The following is an 18,564-nucleotide window of genomic DNA, read 5'->3' on the forward strand; positions in this document are numbered from 1 at the left end:
ACGTGACCCGGGGTCGGGGCGGTCGGCTCAGGCCCGGTGGGGCGGGTGCAGTGCGAGGTGCCAGGTGTGGGTGGTGTACGAGCCCATGCGGGTCGGGTGGCGTTCGACCAGGGTGACGTCGAGGCGGTCGGCGGTGCGGCGCAGCGAGCCGGTGAAGCGGTGCTGCCGGTCGGGGGCCAGCGGGTGCAGCTCGGCGAGGACGGTGTCGTCCAGGTCGCGGCCGACGGCGCGCAGCGTCCCCGCGTCGAGCACCAGGAGGGTGCCGTCGGGCAGCACCAGCGGCTCGGGGGCCTGCGGGTCGGCGAGCAGCGGGCCGCGCTCGATCAGTCCGCCGGGCAGCAGCCGCACCACCCGGCTCCCGGTCGGGCGGCGGCGGTCCGTCTCGACGACGCGCAGGCCGCTGCCGACGACGTAGTGGCCGTAGCTGCGCCAGGAGTCGACCAGGGCGCCGTCGCGGTCGTACGCCCGGGTGTCGAAGGCGTCGTAGCCCTCCAGGCCGAGGACGAAGCGGCCGCCGCCGAGGGCCGCCGCGCGCTCGCCGCGCAGTTCGGCGACGGGGGTGCCGTCGGCGAGGTCCAGCAGGAGGGCGGGGCCGAGGTGGCCCCAGGCGGTGTAGTCGAACGAGTCGGTGGTGACCAGCACCCGGCCGGAGGAGATGTGGGCCGCGTTCGGTCGCCCCGGGCAGGGCTGCCGCCAGCGGACCCGGCCGGTGGCGTCGACGCAGCTGAGTTCGCCGTCGCGGCCGTGCACCGCCAGTCCGTCCCGCCGGGCCAGCGGCCCTTCCGGGCGTCCCTGCGGCCGCCCGCCCTTCCTGCGATGGTGATCCGTGACCGTGACCCGCCAGCTCCCCATGGCCGGGATGGTAGTGGGTTCCGCCGAACGGCGGAGGCGGTTTCGGAGGGTGCCCGAACGGCCGACAATTCCTCCGGGAGCCCGGGGACTTTCCCCAGGAGCCGAGGAGGAGGCCGCGGTGGAGTTCGAGGTGATGATCGAGATCCCGCAGGGGTCGCGGAACAAGTACGTGATGGACTTCGTGGCGGGCCGGATCCGCCTCGACCGCACCCTGTTCACGGCCACCCGCTACCCCGCGGACTACGGCTATGTCGAGGGCACCCTCGGCGGCGACGGTGAGCCGCTGGACGCCCTGGTGCTCGGCCGGGAGCCGGCCGTCCCGGGCTGTGTGCTGACCTGCCGGGCGGTGGGCATGTGGGTGATGCGCGACGAGCGCGGGCCCGACCAGAAGGTGCTCTGCGTCCCGGCCCGGGACCCGCGCTACGCGGCCTTGCAGGACATCGGTGACCTGCCGGAGTTCGACCTGCTGGAGATCACCCACTTCTTCCGGGTGTACAAGGACCTGGAGCGCGGCAAGTCCGTCGAGGGTTCGCACTGGGCGGACCGCGAGGCCGCCCACGCGGAGATCGCCGCGTCGCGGGCCCGGGCCGTGGGGACGTGCTTCGCCGACCCGGTGTGAGGGACGTGCGGGAGCGTGGTGGGGGCGCACCGTCGGGCGTCGACCCGCCCCCTGCCGCCGCGGCTGGGACTCGGAGGCGGCCGCTCAGAGGCGGGCGCTGCTGAGGATGGCGCGGACCTGGTCGGCGATCGCGGCCTCGTTCTGTTCGAACTCCGGCGCGGTGAGGCGGTTCCGGTCGGTGGGGAGGCCGGTCAGGACCGGGGTGTGGAGGTGGCCGCCGGGGAGGTCGGGGGCGAGGTCGAGACGGAGGCGGTTGGAGCGGTAGGCGACTTCGTTGGAGAGGTAGCCGCCGCCGCCTCCGGCGACCGCGCGGGAGTCGGGGGTGGGGCCGTCGGCACGGACGACGGGGTCGGTGGCGCCTGCGGGGATCTCGGTGACGGGGGTGTTGAGCAGGACGGGGTAGGGCTGCTGGACGGCCGTCATGGCGTCGGTGGGCAGGGTGGTGTGGATGAACTGGGGTCCGTCGGCCAGGCCGGGGGCGTCGACCGGGTGCCGCGTGGTGCCGCCGGAGAGCGCGCCGAGGTTGTCGGTGGCGGGGTCGGCGGAGCGGGCGCGTCCGGCCCAGGCCTCCAGGGTGAACATGCCGGGGTAGCCCTGGCTGATGCTGGTGATCAGGTCGGCGGACTGCGGGCCGGGCACCAGGTGCGGGCCGAAGGCGCGTTCCACGATCCCTTCGTCGAAGTCGCCGTAGCGCACCGGCAGGACGACGGCCCGCACCTCGGCGGTGCTGCCGTCGGCGAGGGTGATCCGCCGCCCGTTCAGTTGCAGGACGGCCGAGCCGGAGGGGTTGGCGCGACGCGGCTCGGTGTCCAGACCGTACGGGTCGAAGCCGCTGACGAAGATGCGGCGGAGGTCGGGCGCGGTGCTGAAGCCGTCGTCCAGGCCGCGTGAGGCGTCCTCGAAGCGGGCCCGGAGCCCGGCCTGGTCGACGGTGAACCCGGGCTGCCAGCGCGACAGTTGGACCGTCATGGCGAGCCGGGTCCAGTACAGCGGGCGGTCGTCGCGGGCGGGCAGTTCACCGCTCGGCCGCCGGCCCTGGGCGCGGTCGACGCCGGCCTGCCAGAGCGCCCGGCCCCAGGCATCGACCACCCGCTCGGCGCGGTGGGCGTTGCGGGCGGCGCATAGGGCGGCGGGGAAGCCCCGGAGCAGGTCGTTCAGGCCGGACCGCTCGGTGAAGGCGGCGGTGCGGGCGTCCTGGAGGCGGGCCTGCTCGGCGTCCGGCGACGCCGTCGCGGCGGTGCGGCAGCCGCCGGGGTCGGCGTGGGCGGCGGCCGGGGCCAGTAGGGCGGCGAGCGTTCCGGTGAGGGCGGCGGCCAGTCCGGCGGTACGGCGAAGGAATGTCATGTCACCTGACAATAGGTCCGGACCTGATGCCCCGCCAGAGTGCCGCCGAGCGGCCCGTAGGCTGGGCCGGTGACAGCGCCCGACCTCACCCTCACCTCCCTGATCGCCGACCCGTACGGCGGCTACGACCGGCTGCGCGCCGACGCCCCCGTCCACCGGGTCGTCGGCCCGGACGGCCTGCCCTTCTGGCTGGTGACCCGCTACCCGGACGTGCGCCGGGCCCTCGCCGACCCCCGGCTCGCCCTCGACAGGGCGCACGCCGCCCCCGGCAACTACCGCGGCTTCGCGCTGCCGCCCGCGCTGGACGCCAACCTGCTCAACATGGACCCGCCGGACCACACCCGGATCCGCCGCCTGGTCTCCCAGGCCTTCACCCCGCGCCGGATCGCCGCCCTGCGCGCCCCGATCGAGAAGGTCGCCGAGCAGCTCTTGGACGCCATGGCCCCGGCGGGCCGCGCCGACCTGCTCGCCGCGTACGCCGCACCGCTGCCGATCACCGTCGTCTGCGACCTGCTCGGCGTCCCCGAGGACGACCGGCACGACTTCCGCGCCTGGACCGACACCCTCATCACCCCCGACCCCGAGCACCCCGAGGCCGCCCGCGCCGCCGTCAAGGCGATGCTCGGCTTCTTCACCGGACTGATCGAGCACAAGCGCACCGAACCCGGCGACGACCTGCTCTCCGACCTGATCGCCGTCCGCGACGAGCAGGAGGACGAGCGCGGTGACCGGCGCGGCGAGGGCGACGGCGCCGACCGGCTCTGCGACGGCGCCGACCGGATCGGGGAGGCCGGTGACCGGCTCAGCGAGGACGAACTGACCTCGCTCGCCTTCCTCATCCTCTTCGCCGGCTACGAGAACACCGTCCACCTCATCGCCAACGCCGTCCTCGCCCTGCTCACCCACCCCGAGCAGCTCGCCGCCCTGCGCGCCGAACCGGAACTGATCGACGCCGCCGTCGAGGAACTCGCCCGCTTCGACGGCCCCGCCCCGCTCGCCATCCGCCGCTTCCCGCGCGAGGACGTCACCATCGGCGGCGTCACCGTCCCGGCGGGGGAGACCGTGCTGCTCGCCCTCGGCTCCGCCAACCGCGACCCCGAGCAGTTCACCGACCCCGACCGGCTCGACCTGCACCGCCGCGAGAACGGCCACCTCGCCCTCGGCCACGGCATCCACTACTGCCTCGGCGCGCCGCTGGCCCGGATGGAGACCGCCATCGCGCTGACCGCCCTGCTGCGCCGCTTCCCCGACCTCGCCCTGGACGCGCCGGTCGAGCAGCTGCGCCACCGACCCACCCTGCGGGCCCGTGGCCTGCGGGAACTTCCCGTGCGGTACTGAGCCCGGCCGCTTCGGCACTGACGCGATCCTGACGACGCGGCCGGGAACCAGCGCGAGATCTACAGCGTTGTCGTGGTCGAACAGCGGTACTCGTACGGTCGTGGAGGAAGTCCCATGAGTGTGGCCCTGACGAAGGGCGGCAACGTCTCCCTGGGCACGCAGGCCCCCGGGCTGCTGGTAGTCCGGGTCGGCCTCGGCTGGACGGCGGGGGCCGGGTACGACCTGGACGCCAGCGCACTGCTGTGCGGGGCGGACGGGAAGGTCGGCGCGGACCGGAACTTCGTCTTCTTCAACAACCTGCGCAGCCCGGACGGCTCGGTCCGCCACCACGGCGGCTCGGGCGGCTCGGGCAGCTCCGGCAGCGGAGCCGACCGCGAACAGATCGAGGTCCGGCTCGCGGAGGTCTCCCCCTTCGTGGAGAAGATCGTCTTCGCGGTGGCGATCTACGACGCGGCGCAGCGACGCCAGAGCTTCGGGCAGGTCCGCGGCGCGTACATCCGGATCACCGACCCGGACGGCGGCGCCGAGGTGGCCCGCTACGACGTGGCGCCCGAGGCGGGCAGCGAGACGGCGATGGTGTTCGGCGAGCTGTACCGGCACGGCGCCGACTGGAAGTTCCGGGCGGTCGGGCAGGGGTACGCCGCCGGGCTCGCGGGCATCGCCACGGACTTCGGCGTGGACGTCCTGCAGCCCGCGGCGGCTCCGACCCCGGCTGCCGCTGCCCCGGCTCCGGTGAAGCCCGCCGTGCCGTCCGCGCCGCCCGCGCCGGTGGTTCCCGCCGCCGTGCCCCCCGTACCGCAGACCCAGCCAGTAGCAGGGAGTTCCCCCGTGACGTGCTTCTTCGACCCCTCGCACGGCGCCGGCACGACGGCGGTGCTGTGGTCGCCGCAGTGGGGCGTGCCCCGCCAGATCGAGACCTGCGTCGCCTGCGCCCAGCGGGTGCAGACCACTGTCCCGCCGTTCTACACCCCGCAGCAGGGCTACCCGCAGCCCGTCCAGCAGCAGGGGTACCCGCAGGTGCCCGGCCAGCAGGCGCAGGGCGGCGGCCGGCGCTTCGGCACCGGTGCGCTGATCGGCGCCGGCGCGGCGGGTCTGGTCGGCGGCGCGCTGCTCAACGAGGCGTTCGACGACGACGGGCCCGAGGTCGTCGTCAACAACTACTACGAGGACGACGGCCTCTTCTGAGCCGTCAGACCACAGCTGCGGAAGGGCCGTCGGGGGTTACCCCGGCGGCCCGTGCTGTCCAGGACGGTGTGACGACGCCATTCAAGCACGTCCAGATCTACGACCCGAACGGCCGGGAGCACGGCTGCGGCGCGGGCGGCCGGGCGGCCGACTCGCTGCCCGGGCTGATCGGCGCGCTGGCCCTGCTGACCCGCTTCGATGACCGGATCCGCAACGGCGACGCGAAGGCCGCGCTGGACGAGTTCGTCGCGCTGCTGGAAGAGTTGGGGCAGGGGCCGGACGATTCCGATCTCTGGGGCGACCCGGTGGAGAACCTGCGGGAGGAGTACGAGGACCAGGACGAGGACTGACCTCTCCTCCGTCGACGGCGGCCGCACAACGCACCTGCGCTGTGCGGCCGTTCGCATGTCCGGACGGTTCGTGGAGCCGGGCCTTCGGCGGGGCCGGCCGCGCCGCAATGACGTCGAGCGCACGATCAATCGCCCGAAGCACTTCCGCGCCGTCGACGCGCTACGACAAGCGCGCCTACATCGTCCGCGGGACTGTCGGCGTTGCTTCGATCCGGCTCTGGCTCCGTGGACAGATCAATTATCCCAAGGGCCGGACGGGTCTGTCACCGTCCTCTGGAAGGAAATTTTGGGGTGATTTGCACACCTAGGGTTGCGGATGACCGGCGAGAACCTCGATCTGACTTGGAGTTGGGATGGCATCCGACGTTGCCGTAGTGGCCAGGGAGCTCACCGACATGGCGGCGGCAGATCACCGGGCCGCGCGCCACGCGAACAGTGCTGCCCCGGCGGAGCAGTTGGCGTGGCGCCGCTTGACCGCGCAGCACGCGGACCGTCTCAGCGAGATCATGGACGCGCACGGATGGCCGACCGCGGAACTGGTCGGTGAGGACGCGGCCCGGGCCGCGTGGCTGATCGCGCAACACGCCGACCGACAGCTCGACGTCCAGCGGCGCGCGCTGCGGCTGATGGAGCAGGCGGTGGCCAACGGCGCCGCCAGCTCGCGAGATCTTGCCTTCCTGCGGGATCGCACCCTTGTGAACGAAGGTCGGAAGCAGATCTACGGCACACAGATCGCCGGGGTAGAGGACGCCTCGCCTGTCCCGTGGCCCTGTGAGGATCCCGAGCGCATGGACGAGCGCCGCGCGGAAGTTGGCATCCCGCCGTTCGACGAGTACGTCGCTCAGTTCTCGCAGGCCTGACTCATCCGGGTGCCGGCGGATCACGCTCACGCCTGATCCGCCGGACGGACCCTAGCGGCGGTGCCAGGCGGCGAGCAGGTCGGCCTCCTGTTCGGGTGTCAGGGTCTCCGGCAGCGGCTCGAAGGGCGGGATGTCCCGGGCCGTGTCGGCCACCGGGCGGGGTGTGAGGCCGGTGGCGAGGGCCGCGGCCGGGTCGGCGGTGTTGGTGGCCCGGAGCTGCGGGTTGCGGGGCCAGAGCGGGAGTGTGCGGTCGGGGATGCCGGCTGCGCGCAGGAAGTCCTCGGCCACCCAGGTGAGGGTGGTGCCGGCCGGGGCGACCGCCGAGGCGACGGCGTCGAGCAGGTCGCCGAAGGTGAACGGCGGTGGAGCGGCGGCGTGGTAGGTGCCGGAGGCGTTCCGTTCCAGCAGTGCGAGCATCCAGGCGGCGAGGTCCCGGGCGTCGACGACCTGGATCGGCGCGTCGGGCCGGCCCGGTGCCAGGACCTCGCCGCCCCGGGTGAGGCGCTGCACCCAGTAGTCGAAGCGGTGGGTGTAGTCGTGGGGGCCGATCACGTACGTGGGGCGCACCAGCAGCGTCTCCGGGCCGAACGCCTGCCGGGCCGCGCGTTCGCACTGGACCTTGAGGACGCCGTAGGTCTCGCCGGTGATCGTGTCGGGCTCCGGGCCGTCGGCGGGGCGCAGCGGGGAGTCCTCGGTGTAGGCGGGGGCGGCCGGGGTGTCGTACACCGCCATGGACGAGACGAGGAGGTAGCGTCCGGCGGCGCCGGGGTCGAGGGCGGCGGCCAAGTCCCGGATCTGGCGCGGGTAGTAGGCGCTGACGTCGACGGTGGCGTCCCAGCTGCGGCCGCGCAGCACGGACAGGTCGGCGTCGCGGTCGGCGATCAGGTGGGTGGCGTGGGGGAGCAGGTGGGCGCCGGACCTGCCCCGGTGCAGCACCGTGACGTCGTGCCCGGCGGCGAGGGCGGCCTCGGCGAGGTGGCGGCCGACGAACCTGGTGCCGCCCATGATCAGTATGCGCATCGGTCCATCGTGCCAGAGCGGGTTTCGGCCGCACCGGGGCGGCCGTGATGGTGCGGAAGTTGCCCGTGGGGTGCGCGAGTTGGGGCATGGTGTGTGCAGGCGCGGCAGGTCCTGTGTTCGATTGTCGACAGGTGCATGCGGCGCCCGGGAGTGGCGCCGGGGCTCCGGGAGCGCCTTCTCCGCAGGTCAGCGCTCCGGTATCGAAAGGGAAGCGGGTTGGTGCGACGGCCGTCGAAACGCCTGATACCTCGTCAAAGTTCCTTGTTTTCCTGCGAACTTCCGTGAGGCCGCTTTAAGCTCCCGTTAACAATGGCGGCTTTCCGCCACTCACGAGCTCCCTCGCGAGGTCGGGCGGCAGGCCCCCACTGGTGATGCCCAACGTGATGATGCTCAACTTGACGATGAGAGCAGGGATGACGACGACAAGTGAACGACCAGCCGGTGCCGCGCGCGGCCCGGACCGGTGGCGACCGGGTGGGATCGGCCGTCGAACCGCAGGCGGCGCGGTGGCACTCGCCGTCGCGATCGGCGCCTGCTCGCTGGCGGTGGCCCCGTCGGCGTTTCCGCAGACCGGCGACGGCACGGTCACGGTCCGGGTGATCCGGGCCGTCGACACCAGCGGGGTGTGGACGCCCGTGCTGGAGCCGGGCATGGCGGGCGTGAAGGTGACGCTCACCGACGACTCCGGTGCCGGCATCGAGGGCACCACGGCAGCCGACGGCACGGTGACGCTCGCACCGGCCGCGAGCAAGGCGACCGGTGGCAAGTACCGCGTGCAGGTGGTGAATCCGAAGCCGGGCGTGCTCTTCCCGGCCTTCGCCTCACGCCAGGGACTGACGGGCGCGCCCAACCAGCTCAGCTCCAACGAGGAGTTCGTCGACCTCACCGGCGGCAAGAAGGCGGAACTCACCACCGGGCTGTGGAACCCGGGCGACTACTGCCAGAAGAACGCGCCGCTGGTGTCGACCTGTCAGCCGGCCACCCGGGAGGGCGGGGCCCAGCACACGCTGGTGTCCTACCCGTACAGCTCCCGGGGCGTGGCCGGCACCGACGTGACCGTGACCGACCTGGCCACGGCCGAACAGACCGGCAACCTCTACGGCATCGCCTGGAACCGGGCCGACCGGCGGGTGTTCTCCTCGGCCCAGGCCAAGCGGAGCACGAGTTACGGCCCGGGTGGCCCCGGCGCGATCTACGTGACCGACCCGGCGCAGAAGAAGACCACGCTGTTCGCCACCGTCCCGGACGCGGGCACCACTCCGCACGGCCCGGGCAACGACGACGCCTTCCTGGCCGCGGTGGGCAAGGAGAGCCTCGGCGCCATCAAGGTCACCGACGACGGCAAGGACCTGTTCGTCGTCAACCTCAACGACCGCAAGCTCTACCGCTACGACGCCACCGCGCCGACGGCGGCCGAGCCGAAGGCCGCCTACCCGATCCCCGACCCGGGCTGCCCGGCGGCCGGGGACTGGCGTCCGTACGGCCTCGGCCTCCAGGACGGCACCGGCTTCCTCGGCGGCGTCTGCTCGGGCGAGTCCACCGGCAAGGCCTCGGACCTGCGCGCCGTGGTGCTGCCGTTCGACCCGGCCACCGGCGCGTTCAAGAAGGCCGTGCTGGACCAGCCGCTCGACTACCCGCGCGGCGCCACGGTCGGCGGGACGTGCCCCGGCACCGCCTGGTTCCCGTGGCAGGACACCTACCCGGCCACCCAGAACGGCCAGGCCTGCACCAGCTACATGGCCAACCCCGAGCCGGAGTTGGCCGAGATCGCGTTCGAGACCGACGGCTCGATGCTGATCGCCTTCCGGGACCGCTTCGGCGACCAGTCGGCGGCCGGACCGACGGCCGGCACGATGGCCACCGTCCTGTCCGGCGGTGACCTCAACAAGGCCTGCCCGGTGAACGGCATGTACGTGCTGGACACCAACAAGGGCTGCGGAATCACGACCCGGGGCACCCGGGTCTTCGACAACAACCGCCTCGGCCACAACAACGCCGCGAATGCCGGGATGGCGTTCTCGAAGGTCGAGAACTCCATCGCGACCTCGGGCTACGACAGCAACGGCATGGCCTTCGGCTACGGCACCGCCTTCGTCCAGCGCGACGGCAAGGCCGACGGCGGCGTGCGGCTCAACCCCGTCGGGCCGGTCCCGCCGTTCGGCAAGGGCGCCGCGATGGGCGACCTCGAAGTCCTCTGCGACCAGGCGCCGCTGCAGATCGGCAACCGGGTCTGGTACGACCCCGAGCGCAGCGGCCTCCAACTGCCGGGCCAGCGCCCGGTGCCTGGGGCCACCGTCCACCTGTACGACGAGTCGGGGAAGCTCGTCGGCACCACCAAGACGACCACCCGCGGCGAGTACTACTTCGACGACAGCAACGTCGACGGCGGCCTCAAGCCGAGGACCAAGTACACGATCAAGCTGGACAACCCGGCGGACTACGCCAAGGACGGCCCCCTCTTCCAGTGGGTGCCGACCGAACACGACGTCGGCGACAACCGCTTCGTCGACTCCGACGGTGTCGTCCCGTCCGGCGGGAAGTATCCGGAACGGGCACTGACCACCGGCGGACCGGGCGAGAACGACCACAGCTTCGACTTCGGCTTCCGCCGGCAGGAGGGCGCGCTGCGCCTGGTCAAGCACGACCAGGACGGCAAACCGCTGGCCGGCGCCACGTTCCAGCTGTGGCACGAGACCAACGGGACGGACGGGCTGCAGTCGACCGGCGACAAGCCCGACGCCAAGGTCGGTGCGCCCTGTACGACCGGTGCCGACGGCCTCTGCCAGGGCACCGGGCTGCCGGGGTCGTACTACTGGCAGGAGCTGAGCCCGCCCGCGGGCTACGCCGCGCCGGAGATCACGGTCTTCGGGCCGCTGGTGCTGACCTCGGCGAACCTCGATGCCGGCGTGGAGGTGACGGCCGTCAACAAGCTGATCCCCACGCCGACGCCGACACCCACCCCGACCGAGACGCCGACGCCGACTCCGACCCCGGAGCCGACGACGGCGGCTCCGGTACCGCCTGCCCCGCCGGGCCCCGCACCCGGGCACCTGCCCAACACCGGTGCGGGCGAGGGGATGCCGATCGCCCTGACCAGCGCGGCGGCACTGATCGCCTTCGGCACGGCACTGGTGCTGGTGGTCCGTAGGCGCAAGGCCGCCCAGCGCGGCCAGCACGGCTGACACCCAGGAGCCCGAGGCGGGGAGACCCGCGCCGGGCCCGATCGGGCGGGTTCGCGGACCGATGGTCCCCGGACCCGCCCGACTGTCGTGACCGACCGAGGAGAAAGAGCACCCGCATGCCCCGGAAGACGAAGGCCGACGGCCGCAGGCAGCGTCGGGCCGTCCGGCTGAGGACCCTGATCGCGATCGTGGTGTGCGGCACCGCGGCGGGTGGCCTGGTCGTCTACCGGACGGTCTCCGACGAGACCACCGAACGCCCGGTGACCACCGACGAGGCCTCCCGGCTGGCGCTCTCGCGGCTGAACCTCTACCAGGCCGGCCCGGTGGGGATGACGCTCACGGCCACCGAGGGCGGGGGCGTCACCATCCGGGTCGAGGGTGTCGTGGACTACCGCACCCACCGGGGTGTGGGCCGCTACCGGACCACCGGGGCGAGCGGGCCGCTCGACCACGGCCTGATCGTCTGGGACACCGGCGGTCTCGGGCTGGCCCCCGAGCCGGCCGGCGTCGACGACCCGCCCTGGCAGCAGGCCGAGCACGTGCCGCGGCCGGGCTGGTCACCGCGCTCCTACACCGCGGACCCCCTGGACGCCGGACTCAGCCTGGTGGTCCAGCTCGGTGCCGACCGCCCCGACAACCCGCTGCTGCTCGCCCAGTCCGGGGCGCGCTGGCTGGGCCGGGACCGGATCGACGGCCGCGGCTACGACCGCTTCGCCGGGCCGCGCGCCCAGGGCTCCGCACCCGACGGCGGACGGTCGCCGCTGACGTACTGGGTCGACGGCGACGGCACACTGCGGCGGGTGACCATGCGGATGCCGGGCCTGGGCGCGCCGACCACGGCGGAGTTCTCCGGCCACGCCGACGGCGCCAAGCTCCCCGAGGCGCCATGGCTGGCCGGCTGACGCCGCCGTGGCCGTCTCCGAGAGATCGGCCGTCCGTTCGCATGGCCGCATGGCCGTATGGCCGCATGCTCTGGGGGAGAAACACCGCAGGGAAGGAGACGCGTTGGCCCAGCGCCAGGACAGGTGGTCGGTGAACAGCCCGCCCAGCAACGGCCCGATCACCGTGGCCACGCCGAACACCGCGCCGATCGCGCCCTGGTACTTGCCGCGTTCGCGCAGCGGGATGACGTCGGCGATCAGCGCCATGGCGGTGACCATCAGGCCGCCCGCGCCGAGGCCCTGCACCGCCCGCCAGGCGATCAGCAGGGTCATGTTGGTGGCCAGCCCGCACAGGAAGGAGCCGCAGACGAAGACGATCGCCGAGGCCTGGAACAGCAGCTTGCGCCCGTACAGGTCGCCGAACTTGCCGGCCGGCACGGTGGCGACCGTCTCGGCCAGCAGATAGGCCGTCACCACCCAGGACATGTGCGCGGCCCCTCCGAGGTCCGCGACGATGGTGGGCAGCGCGGTGCCGACGATGGTCTGGTCGAGGGCGGCCAGCAGCATGCCGAGCACGATCGTGGCGAAGACGACGTTTCGCTGCCGGAGGTCCAGCACCGGCGGGGCGGACGGCGGGCTCTCGGTGGCGACGGTCATGCCGTCAGCCTCTGGGGTGCGGGCGCCGACCGCGATCCGGTTCGGCCGTTCGAGTGAGGGACGGCACAGGGACGGCATGAAGGACTGCGTGCATGAGTGAGTGCAAGGACGGCGGGTGGCGGCCCGGGTGGCGGCCCAAGGTGGGCAGCGCGACGATGAGCCGAGCGACGCCGGCCGACGACCGGTCGGGCCGCAGGCCGCCCCGGACACCGGGAAGAGGCTCCCATGACCCCCCACCCCCCGCCCACCTCCGCGCACCCGGACCCGGAACCGGACCCGGCCCCGGAGCCGCCCGGTGCCTCCGCCGCGGGCGGGCGGGCCACCGCGCGGCGCTGGCGGGCGCTCGCGGTCTGCCTGGTCGCCGGGTTCATGACCCTGCTGGACGTCAGCATCGTCAACGTCGCCCTGCCGACCGTACGGGCCGGGCTGCACATGTCGGAGAGCGGCCTGCAGTGGGTGCTCAGCGGCTACGCGCTGGCCTTCGGCCTGGTGCTCGTCCCGTCCGGGCGGCTCGGCGACGCGCGCAGCCGGCGGGCCGTCTTCCTCGCCGGGCTCGCCCTGTTCACCGCGGCCAGCGCGCTGGCCGGCGCGGCGCAGAACCAGGAGTGGCTGGTGCTGGCCCGGCTGTTCCAGGGCGCGGCGGGCGGTGTGCTCGTGCCGCAGGTGTCCGGCTTCATCCAGACCCTCTTCCAGGGCGCCGACCGCGGCCGGGCCTTCGGCGCGCTCGGCGCCACCATCGGGCTGTCCACCGCCGTCGGGCCGCTGCTCGGCGGGCTGCTGATCCACCTGTTCGGCCCGCAGGACGGCTGGCGGTGGGTGTTCCTGGTCAACCTGCCGATCGGCGTCGCCGCCCTGCCGATCGCCTACCGGCTGCTCCCGCCGCCCCCGCCGGCCGCCGAGCGGGCCGGGCACCGCGACTTCGACCCGGTCGGGGTGGTGCTGCTCGGCGCCGGCACGGTCGCGCTGCTGCTGCCGTTCGTCCAGGAACAGCAGTGGCACAGCCCGGCCCGCTGGCTGCTGCTGCCGGTGGCGGCGGTGCTGCTCGCGGCCTTCGTCGGCTGGGAGGTGTACTACGGGCGGCGGCACGAACCGCTGGTGAGCATGGCGCTGTTCGCGGTGCGCCCGTACGCGGCGGGGGTGCTGCTGTCGCTGGTGTACTTCGCCGGGTTCACCGCGATCTTCTTCATCTTCACGCTGTACCTGCAGGCCGGACTGCACTACTCGGCGCTGGCGGCGGGCCTGGCGATCACCCCGTTCGCGGTCGGCTCGGGGGTGGCCGCGGCGGTCGGCGGGCGGTTGGTGAGCCGGCTCGGCCGACGGCTGGTGGTGGCCGGGCTGCTGCTGGTGCTGGGCGGGCTGCTGGCCTCGGCACTCGCGGTGCAGCTGTGGTCGGGGCCCCGGGTGGGCTGGACGACGGCGCTGCCGTTGCTGGTCGCCGGGGTGGGCAGCGGGCTGGTGATCGCCCCGAACCAGACGCTGACCCTCCAGCAGGTTCCGGTTGCCCGGGCGGGCAGCGCGGGCGGCGTGCTGCAGACCGCGCAGCGGGTCGGCTCGGCGGTGGGCATCGCGGTCGTCGGCTCGGTGTTCTTCGCCCATGCCCGCGGCCGCCACCCGGACTGGGCGACGGCCTTCCAGTTGGGCGTGGCGGTCGCGGCGGGCCTGGTGCTGGCGGCGTTGCTGGTCGCGGTGGCGGACACGGTGTCGGGGCGGTTTCCGAACCGGCGCGGCGCGGTAGGGAGTGGGTCGTGACCGATGCCCGAACGGACTTCCTGGCCGCGGCCCGCGCGGCCGAGCAGTTGCTGCGCCGCCCGGAGGTGGCCGAGGCGTGGCGCCGGCCGAGCGCGCTGGCGCAGTGGAGCGTCGGCGGGCTGGCCGGGCACCTGGCCTATCAGGTGCTGTGCGTGCCCGAGGCCTTGGCCGCCGCGGCGCCGGCCGAGGAGACGGTCGGCCTGCTGGACCACTACGCCCGGGTGGCGTGGGTCGGCGCGGCGCTCGACGCGGACATCAACGTGCGGATCCGGCAGGGCAGCGAGGCGTTCGCCGCCGACGGGCCGGCGGCACTGCACCGCCGGGTCGCCGGAGCGGTCGCGGACCTGACGGCCGCCCTCGCCGCGGCGGACGGCGCCCGGTCGGCCCGGCTGCCGTTCTGGGGGCCCTGGTCGCTCACCCTCGACGACCTGCTGGCGACCCGGACGATGGAACTGGCCGTCCACGCCGACGACTTGGCGGTCAGTGTCGGCGTTCCGACCCCCGGACTCCCGCCGGAGACGGCCGACGCCGTGGCCGGCCTGCTGGCCCGGCTGGCCGTCCGCCGGCACGGGTGGGTGGACGTGCTGCGGGCGCTCAGCCGGGCCGAGCGGGCGCCGGGGAGCATCGCGGCGTTCTGAGCCGTCCCCGGGCCCTCGGCCCTCAGTGGTCCCGGCGCCGGATCACGACCGCCGCGATCACCACCGAGGCGAGCGACCAGGCCGCGAAGGTGATCCAGGAGCCCGCGACGGTGGGTGGGTACTCGCTCGGGCGCTGGCCCGCCAGGGTGGTCCGGGCGAGACGCTGCCAGGCGGGCAGCGGCAGGGCGTGCAGCAGGTCGGCCGTCCAGCGGTAGCGCTCGGTGACGAGGGACGGGACGAAGAACAGCACCACGACCGTGCCCACCACCGCGCCCGCGCTGTGCCGGATCAGCGTGCCGAGGCCGAGCCCGACCAGCGCGCACACCGGACCGAACAGGACGGCCGCCGCGACGTACCGGAAGGCGGCGGGGTCGGTGAGGGACTGTCCGATGCCGACATCGGACAGGATCGCCTGGGTGGCGCCGAAGGAGACACCGACGCTGAGCACGCCGAAGCCGAGCATCACGGCCGTCAGCACGCACGCCTTGGCCACCAGCACCGCCCGGCGGTCCGGCACGGCCGCCAGGGTCGTGCGGATCATCCCCGTCGCGTACTCGCCCGCGATGACGATCGCGCCGATCGCGCCCCCGACGAGCATCAGGATGTCGGCGGAGGCCATGCCGAAGGCGGCGTTCAGCGCGACCTGCGCCATCATGACGGGGTCACCCTCGCCCGGCGTGGAGTGGTCGTGGGTGTACTGGGCGGACCTGAGGTTGGCGGCGACGACGGCCAGGGTGCTCAGGCCGAGCACCCACGGGATCGAGCGCAGCGACCAGAACTTGATCCACTCGGCGGCGAGCAGGTCGCCGAACCGGGCGCGCGGTTCGGCGCGGGCGGTCATGGCGTGGGCGGTCGCGGTGCTGTTCGTGCTTGTGCTGTTCGCGGTCGTGCTGGTCATCGGGGCTCTCCGGCGAGGTACTCGACGCTGTCGGCGGTCAGTTCCATGAACGCCTCCTCCAGGGAGGCGCCGCGGTCGGTCAGGGCGTGCAGCAACAGGCGCTGTTCCAGGGCGAGTTCGCCGATCCGGGTGGCGTCCAGGCCGGTCACCGCGAGGGCGCCGTCCGGGCCGGGGCGTACGGTGGCGCCCGCGGCCGCCAACACGGCGGCCAGCCGGTCGGGTTCGGCGGCCCGGACGGTGACGGCGGCCCGGCCCGCGCGGGCGGCGAACTCGGTGAGGCTCTCGTCGGCGATCAGCCGTCCGCGTCCGATCACCACCAGGCGGTCGGCGGTGTGCTCCATCTCCGCCATCATGTGGCTGGAGACGAACACCGTCCGCCCCTCGGCGGCAAGGCGGCGGAACAGTCCGCGCACCCACAGCACGCCCTCCGGGTCCAGCCCGTTCAGCGGCTCGTCGAAGAGCAGCACCGGCGGGTCGCCGAGCAGCGCGCCCGCGATGCCGAGCCGCTGCTTCATGCCCAGCGAGTAGCCGCCGATCCGCCGCCCGGCGGCCTCGGTGAGCCCGACCTCCGCCAGGACCTCCTCGACCCGCGCGGCCGGGACCGCGTTGCTCCGGGCCAGCGCCCGCAGATGGGCCCGGCCGGTGCGCCCGCCGTGGACGTCGCCCGCGTCGAGCAGCGCGCCGACGTGGCGCAGGCCGCGCGGGCGGCCGCGGAAGGTGTGGCCGTCGACGGTGACGGTGCCGGTGGTGGGGTCGTTCAGGCCGAGGACCAGCCGCAGGGTGGTGGACTTGCCCGCGCCGTTGGGGCCGAGGAAGCCGGTGACATGGCCGGGGCGGACGGTGAAGGTGAGACGGTCGACGGCGGTCCGGCGGGCGTTGCCGCGGCCGTAGAGCTTCGTCAGCTCGGTGACTTCGATCATGGGCTCCACGGTGCCGGGAAAGCGGGTGGCGCCGCATCGGACCGGCGTCGACAGTGCGGTCACCCCCCGGCCGTACAACCACGGGTGGATGACGGCTCACCGGCCCGTGGTTACGATCTTGAACCATGTCCTCGACCCCCAAGCCGCCGCTGTTCCGGCGCGTCCCGCCCGAGATCTGGGTCGGGCTCGCCTGGTGCGTGGCCGCCGCCTACCCCGCCGTCCGGCTCGGCGGTGACGCCGCGCAGCACCACGGCGCCGCCGCGCACGGCGGATGGGCGTTCACCCTGGCCGACACGGCGGTGGCCTTCACCGGCGCCGCGCTGGTGCGCCGGCTGCCGGTGCTGTCGGTCGCCCTGCTGCTGATCGCCACCTGGACGGAGACCGACGGCTGGGCCGGGGGCACCCAGGTGCCGCCCGGCGCGCTGGTCGCCGTGGACACCGCGCTCTGCCTGATCACCGCCACCCGGTCGCGCCGCACCTCGCGGGCCGCGTTCGCCCTGGTCATGGGTTTCCTGGTGCTGCACATCGGCCTGGTCCACGGCAACACCGTCGGGATCTTCACCGGCACCCACATCGGCTCCGCCGACGGCGCCGCACTGCTCGCGCTGGTCGCCTGGCTGGTCGGGCGTACGGTGCGGCAGAACCGGGAGCACGCCGAGGCGTTGAGCAGCCGGGCGGCCGCGGAGGCGGTCACCGCCGAACGGCTGCGGATCGCCCGGGAGATGCACGACACCGTCGCGCACAGCCTCGGCATCGTCGCGCTGCAGGCCGGCGCCGCCCGCCGGGTCATCGACAGCCGGCCCGAGCGCGCCAAGGCGGCGCTGGGCGAGATCGAGACCGCCGGGCGGGACACCCTGGCCGCGCTGCGCCGGATGCTCGTCGTCCTGCGCCGGGCCGACGGCGAGGCCTCGGCCACCGCCCCGCAGGGCCTGGCCGACCTCGACCGGCTGGCCGGGGCGACCACCGAGGCGGGCGTCCGGGTGGAGGTCCGGCGGCACGGCGAACAGAGGCCGCTGCCGCCGGAGATCGACCTCGCAGCGTTCCGGATCATCCAGGAGTCGGTCACCAACGTGGTCCGGCACGCGGACGCCGACGCCTGCGAGGTCTCCGTCGACCACCGGACGGCGGGGGAGCTGTCCGTCGAGGTCACCGACCGGGGGCGGGGCCGGGGGCGGGGCCGGGGGCACGGCACGGGCACGGGCAGTGGCTTCGGGCTGGCCGGGCTGCGCGAGCGGGTCGCCCTGCTGCACGGCGAGTTCGCCGCCGGGCCGCGCGCCGACGGCGGCTTCCGGGTTGCGGCCACGCTGCCGGTGCCGGTGCCGGTGCCCGGGCCGGTGCCGGTTCTCGCCGCCGCGCTCGCGGGGGAGGCGGGCGCATGATCAGGGTCGTGCTGGCCGACGACCAGCCACTGGTGCGGGCCGCGCTCGAGATGGTCATCACGGAGACCACCGACGTCGAGGTGGTCGGCGAGGCGGGCACCGGGACCGAGGCCGTCCGGCTCGCCGCCGAACTGCGCCCGGACGTCGTCGTGATGGACATCCGGATGCCCGGTATGGACGGCATCGAGGCCACCCGGCTGGTGACCGCCGCCGGCGGCCCGACCAGGGTGGTCGTGCTCACCACCTTCGACGAGGACGAGCACGTCTACGCGGCGCTGCACGCCGGGGCGTCCGGGTTCCTGGTCAAGGACATGGCGCTGGAGGACATCCTGGGAGCGGTGCGGGTGGTCGCCGCCGGGGACGCCCTGATCGCGCCGAGCGTCACCCGGCGGCTGATCGGCGCGTTCGCCGGCGCCCGGCCGCCCGAGCGGGTGCCCGGCCCCGCCGAGCGGGGCGCAGCCCTCCGCCGGCTGGAGGCGATCACCGACCGGGAGCGGGAGATCCTCACCCTGGTCGGCCGCGGCCTGTCCAACACCGAGATCGCCGCCGAACTGGTGCTCAGCATCGCCACCGTCAAGACCTACATGACCCGGCTGCTCGCCAAGCTCGACGCCCGCGACCGGGTGCAACTGGTCATCCTGGCCTACGAGGCGGGCCTGGTCTCCGTCCCCGGGTGACCGGGCCCGCCGCTG

The 18,564-nt window shown here is 74.1% G+C and carries 16 protein-coding genes and 2 pseudogenes; 12 read left to right on the top strand and 6 right to left on the bottom strand.

Annotation, left to right across the window (positions count from 1 at the left end):
• Nucleotides 1-27 precede the first annotated feature (27 nt).
• Nucleotides 28-852 carry an outer membrane protein assembly factor BamB family protein gene (locus ACZ52R_RS14520; protein WP_465617871.1) on the bottom strand — a complete coding sequence of 275 codons (825 nt, stop codon included), beginning with the start codon at nucleotides 850-852 and terminating at the stop codon, nucleotides 28-30.
• 118 nt (nucleotides 853-970) lie between these two features.
• Between ACZ52R_RS14520 and ACZ52R_RS14525 the strand changes: the two genes are divergently transcribed.
• Nucleotides 971-1,471 (top strand): inorganic diphosphatase, encoded by a 501-nt coding sequence (locus tag ACZ52R_RS14525; protein ID WP_465617873.1) that lies wholly within the window; start codon nucleotides 971-973, stop codon nucleotides 1,469-1,471.
• An 84-nt stretch (nucleotides 1,472-1,555) separates the two neighbouring features.
• On the opposite strand, the gene ACZ52R_RS14530 is transcribed toward ACZ52R_RS14525, so the two are convergent.
• The gene (locus ACZ52R_RS14530; protein WP_465617875.1) at nucleotides 1,556-2,815 is read right to left on the bottom strand and encodes a pyroglutamyl-peptidase I; all 1,260 of its coding nucleotides are present in this window, start codon (nucleotides 2,813-2,815) and stop codon (nucleotides 1,556-1,558) included.
• A 69-nt stretch (nucleotides 2,816-2,884) separates the two neighbouring features.
• On the opposite strand from ACZ52R_RS14530, the gene ACZ52R_RS14535 reads away from it, so the two are divergent.
• The 5 genes and pseudogenes from ACZ52R_RS14535 (at nucleotide 2,885) to ACZ52R_RS14555 (ending at nucleotide 6,548) form a co-directional block, all read left to right on the top strand.
• Nucleotides 2,885-4,153, top strand: coding sequence for a cytochrome P450 family protein (locus ACZ52R_RS14535; protein ID WP_465617877.1), 1,269 nt, complete (start codon nucleotides 2,885-2,887; stop codon nucleotides 4,151-4,153).
• A gap of 114 nt (nucleotides 4,154-4,267) precedes the next feature.
• On the top strand, nucleotides 4,268-5,338 hold the full coding sequence (locus ACZ52R_RS14540; protein WP_465617879.1) for a TerD family protein: 1,071 nt from the start codon (nucleotides 4,268-4,270) through the stop codon (nucleotides 5,336-5,338).
• A gap of 68 nt (nucleotides 5,339-5,406) precedes the next feature.
• Nucleotides 5,407-5,688, top strand: coding sequence for a hypothetical protein (locus tag ACZ52R_RS14545; protein ID WP_465617881.1), 282 nt, complete (start codon nucleotides 5,407-5,409; stop codon nucleotides 5,686-5,688).
• A gap of 100 nt (nucleotides 5,689-5,788) precedes the next feature.
• Nucleotides 5,789-5,915 (top strand): annotated as a pseudogene (locus ACZ52R_RS14550) (IS5/IS1182 family transposase); the annotation flags it as partial.
• Nucleotides 5,916-6,041: 126 nt separating this feature from the next.
• On the top strand, nucleotides 6,042-6,548 hold the full coding sequence (locus tag ACZ52R_RS14555; RefSeq protein WP_465617883.1) for a DUF6624 domain-containing protein: 507 nt from the start codon (nucleotides 6,042-6,044) through the stop codon (nucleotides 6,546-6,548).
• 51 nt (nucleotides 6,549-6,599) lie between these two features.
• Here ACZ52R_RS14555 and ACZ52R_RS14560 read toward each other — a convergent pair whose 3' ends face one another.
• Nucleotides 6,600-7,568, bottom strand: a complete 969-nt coding sequence (locus tag ACZ52R_RS14560) for an NAD-dependent epimerase/dehydratase family protein (protein WP_465753536.1) — start codon at nucleotides 7,566-7,568, stop codon at nucleotides 6,600-6,602.
• Between the two features lie 506 nt (nucleotides 7,569-8,074).
• Between ACZ52R_RS14560 and ACZ52R_RS14565 the strand changes: the two genes are divergently transcribed.
• Nucleotides 8,075-10,750: an SdrD B-like domain-containing protein gene (locus tag ACZ52R_RS14565; RefSeq protein WP_465617887.1), complete on the top strand. Its 2,676-nt coding sequence runs from the start codon at nucleotides 8,075-8,077 to the stop codon at nucleotides 10,748-10,750.
• Nucleotides 10,751-10,866: 116 nt separating this feature from the next.
• Nucleotides 10,867-11,652 (top strand): hypothetical protein, encoded by a 786-nt coding sequence (locus ACZ52R_RS14570; protein WP_465663407.1) that lies wholly within the window; start codon nucleotides 10,867-10,869, stop codon nucleotides 11,650-11,652.
• 105 nt (nucleotides 11,653-11,757) lie between these two features.
• Here the strand turns inward: ACZ52R_RS14570 and ACZ52R_RS14575 are convergent.
• Nucleotides 11,758-12,288: pseudogene (locus ACZ52R_RS14575) on the bottom strand (MFS transporter); the annotation flags it as partial.
• A gap of 225 nt (nucleotides 12,289-12,513) precedes the next feature.
• Here ACZ52R_RS14575 and ACZ52R_RS14580 point away from each other — a divergent pair.
• Both ACZ52R_RS14580 and ACZ52R_RS14585 read left to right on the top strand, forming a co-directional pair.
• Entirely contained in the window at nucleotides 12,514-14,037 is a 1,524-nt protein-coding gene (locus tag ACZ52R_RS14580) for an MFS transporter (protein ID WP_465617891.1), read from the top strand.
• On the top strand, nucleotides 14,034-14,675 hold the full coding sequence (locus tag ACZ52R_RS14585) for a maleylpyruvate isomerase N-terminal domain-containing protein (protein ID WP_465617893.1): 642 nt from the start codon (nucleotides 14,034-14,036) through the stop codon (nucleotides 14,673-14,675). The genes ACZ52R_RS14580 and ACZ52R_RS14585 overlap by 4 nt, the downstream gene beginning before the upstream one ends.
• A 22-nt stretch (nucleotides 14,676-14,697) precedes the next feature.
• Here the strand turns inward: ACZ52R_RS14585 and ACZ52R_RS14590 are convergent, their stop codons facing one another.
• Together ACZ52R_RS14590 and ACZ52R_RS14595 are read right to left on the bottom strand one after the other, a co-directional pair.
• The gene (locus ACZ52R_RS14590) at nucleotides 14,698-15,573 is read right to left on the bottom strand and encodes an ABC transporter permease subunit (RefSeq protein WP_465617895.1); all 876 of its coding nucleotides are present in this window, start codon (nucleotides 15,571-15,573) and stop codon (nucleotides 14,698-14,700) included.
• Nucleotides 15,570-16,493, bottom strand: coding sequence for an ABC transporter ATP-binding protein (locus ACZ52R_RS14595; RefSeq protein ID WP_360493745.1), 924 nt, complete (start codon nucleotides 16,491-16,493; stop codon nucleotides 15,570-15,572). The genes ACZ52R_RS14590 and ACZ52R_RS14595 overlap by 4 nt, the downstream gene beginning before the upstream one ends.
• Before the next feature lie 125 nt (nucleotides 16,494-16,618).
• On the opposite strand from ACZ52R_RS14595, the gene ACZ52R_RS14600 reads away from it, so the two are divergent.
• The gene (locus ACZ52R_RS14600; RefSeq protein ID WP_465617897.1) at nucleotides 16,619-17,872 is read left to right on the top strand and encodes a sensor histidine kinase; all 1,254 of its coding nucleotides are present in this window, start codon (nucleotides 16,619-16,621) and stop codon (nucleotides 17,870-17,872) included.
• Nucleotides 17,869-18,549, top strand: coding sequence for a response regulator (locus ACZ52R_RS14605; RefSeq protein WP_465617899.1), 681 nt, complete (start codon nucleotides 17,869-17,871; stop codon nucleotides 18,547-18,549). Before ACZ52R_RS14600 ends, ACZ52R_RS14605 begins: the two co-directional genes overlap by 4 nt.
• Nucleotides 18,550-18,564 lie beyond the last annotated feature (15 nt).

The sequence above is a fragment of the Kitasatospora sp. NPDC034023 genome (assembly GCF_055575795.1).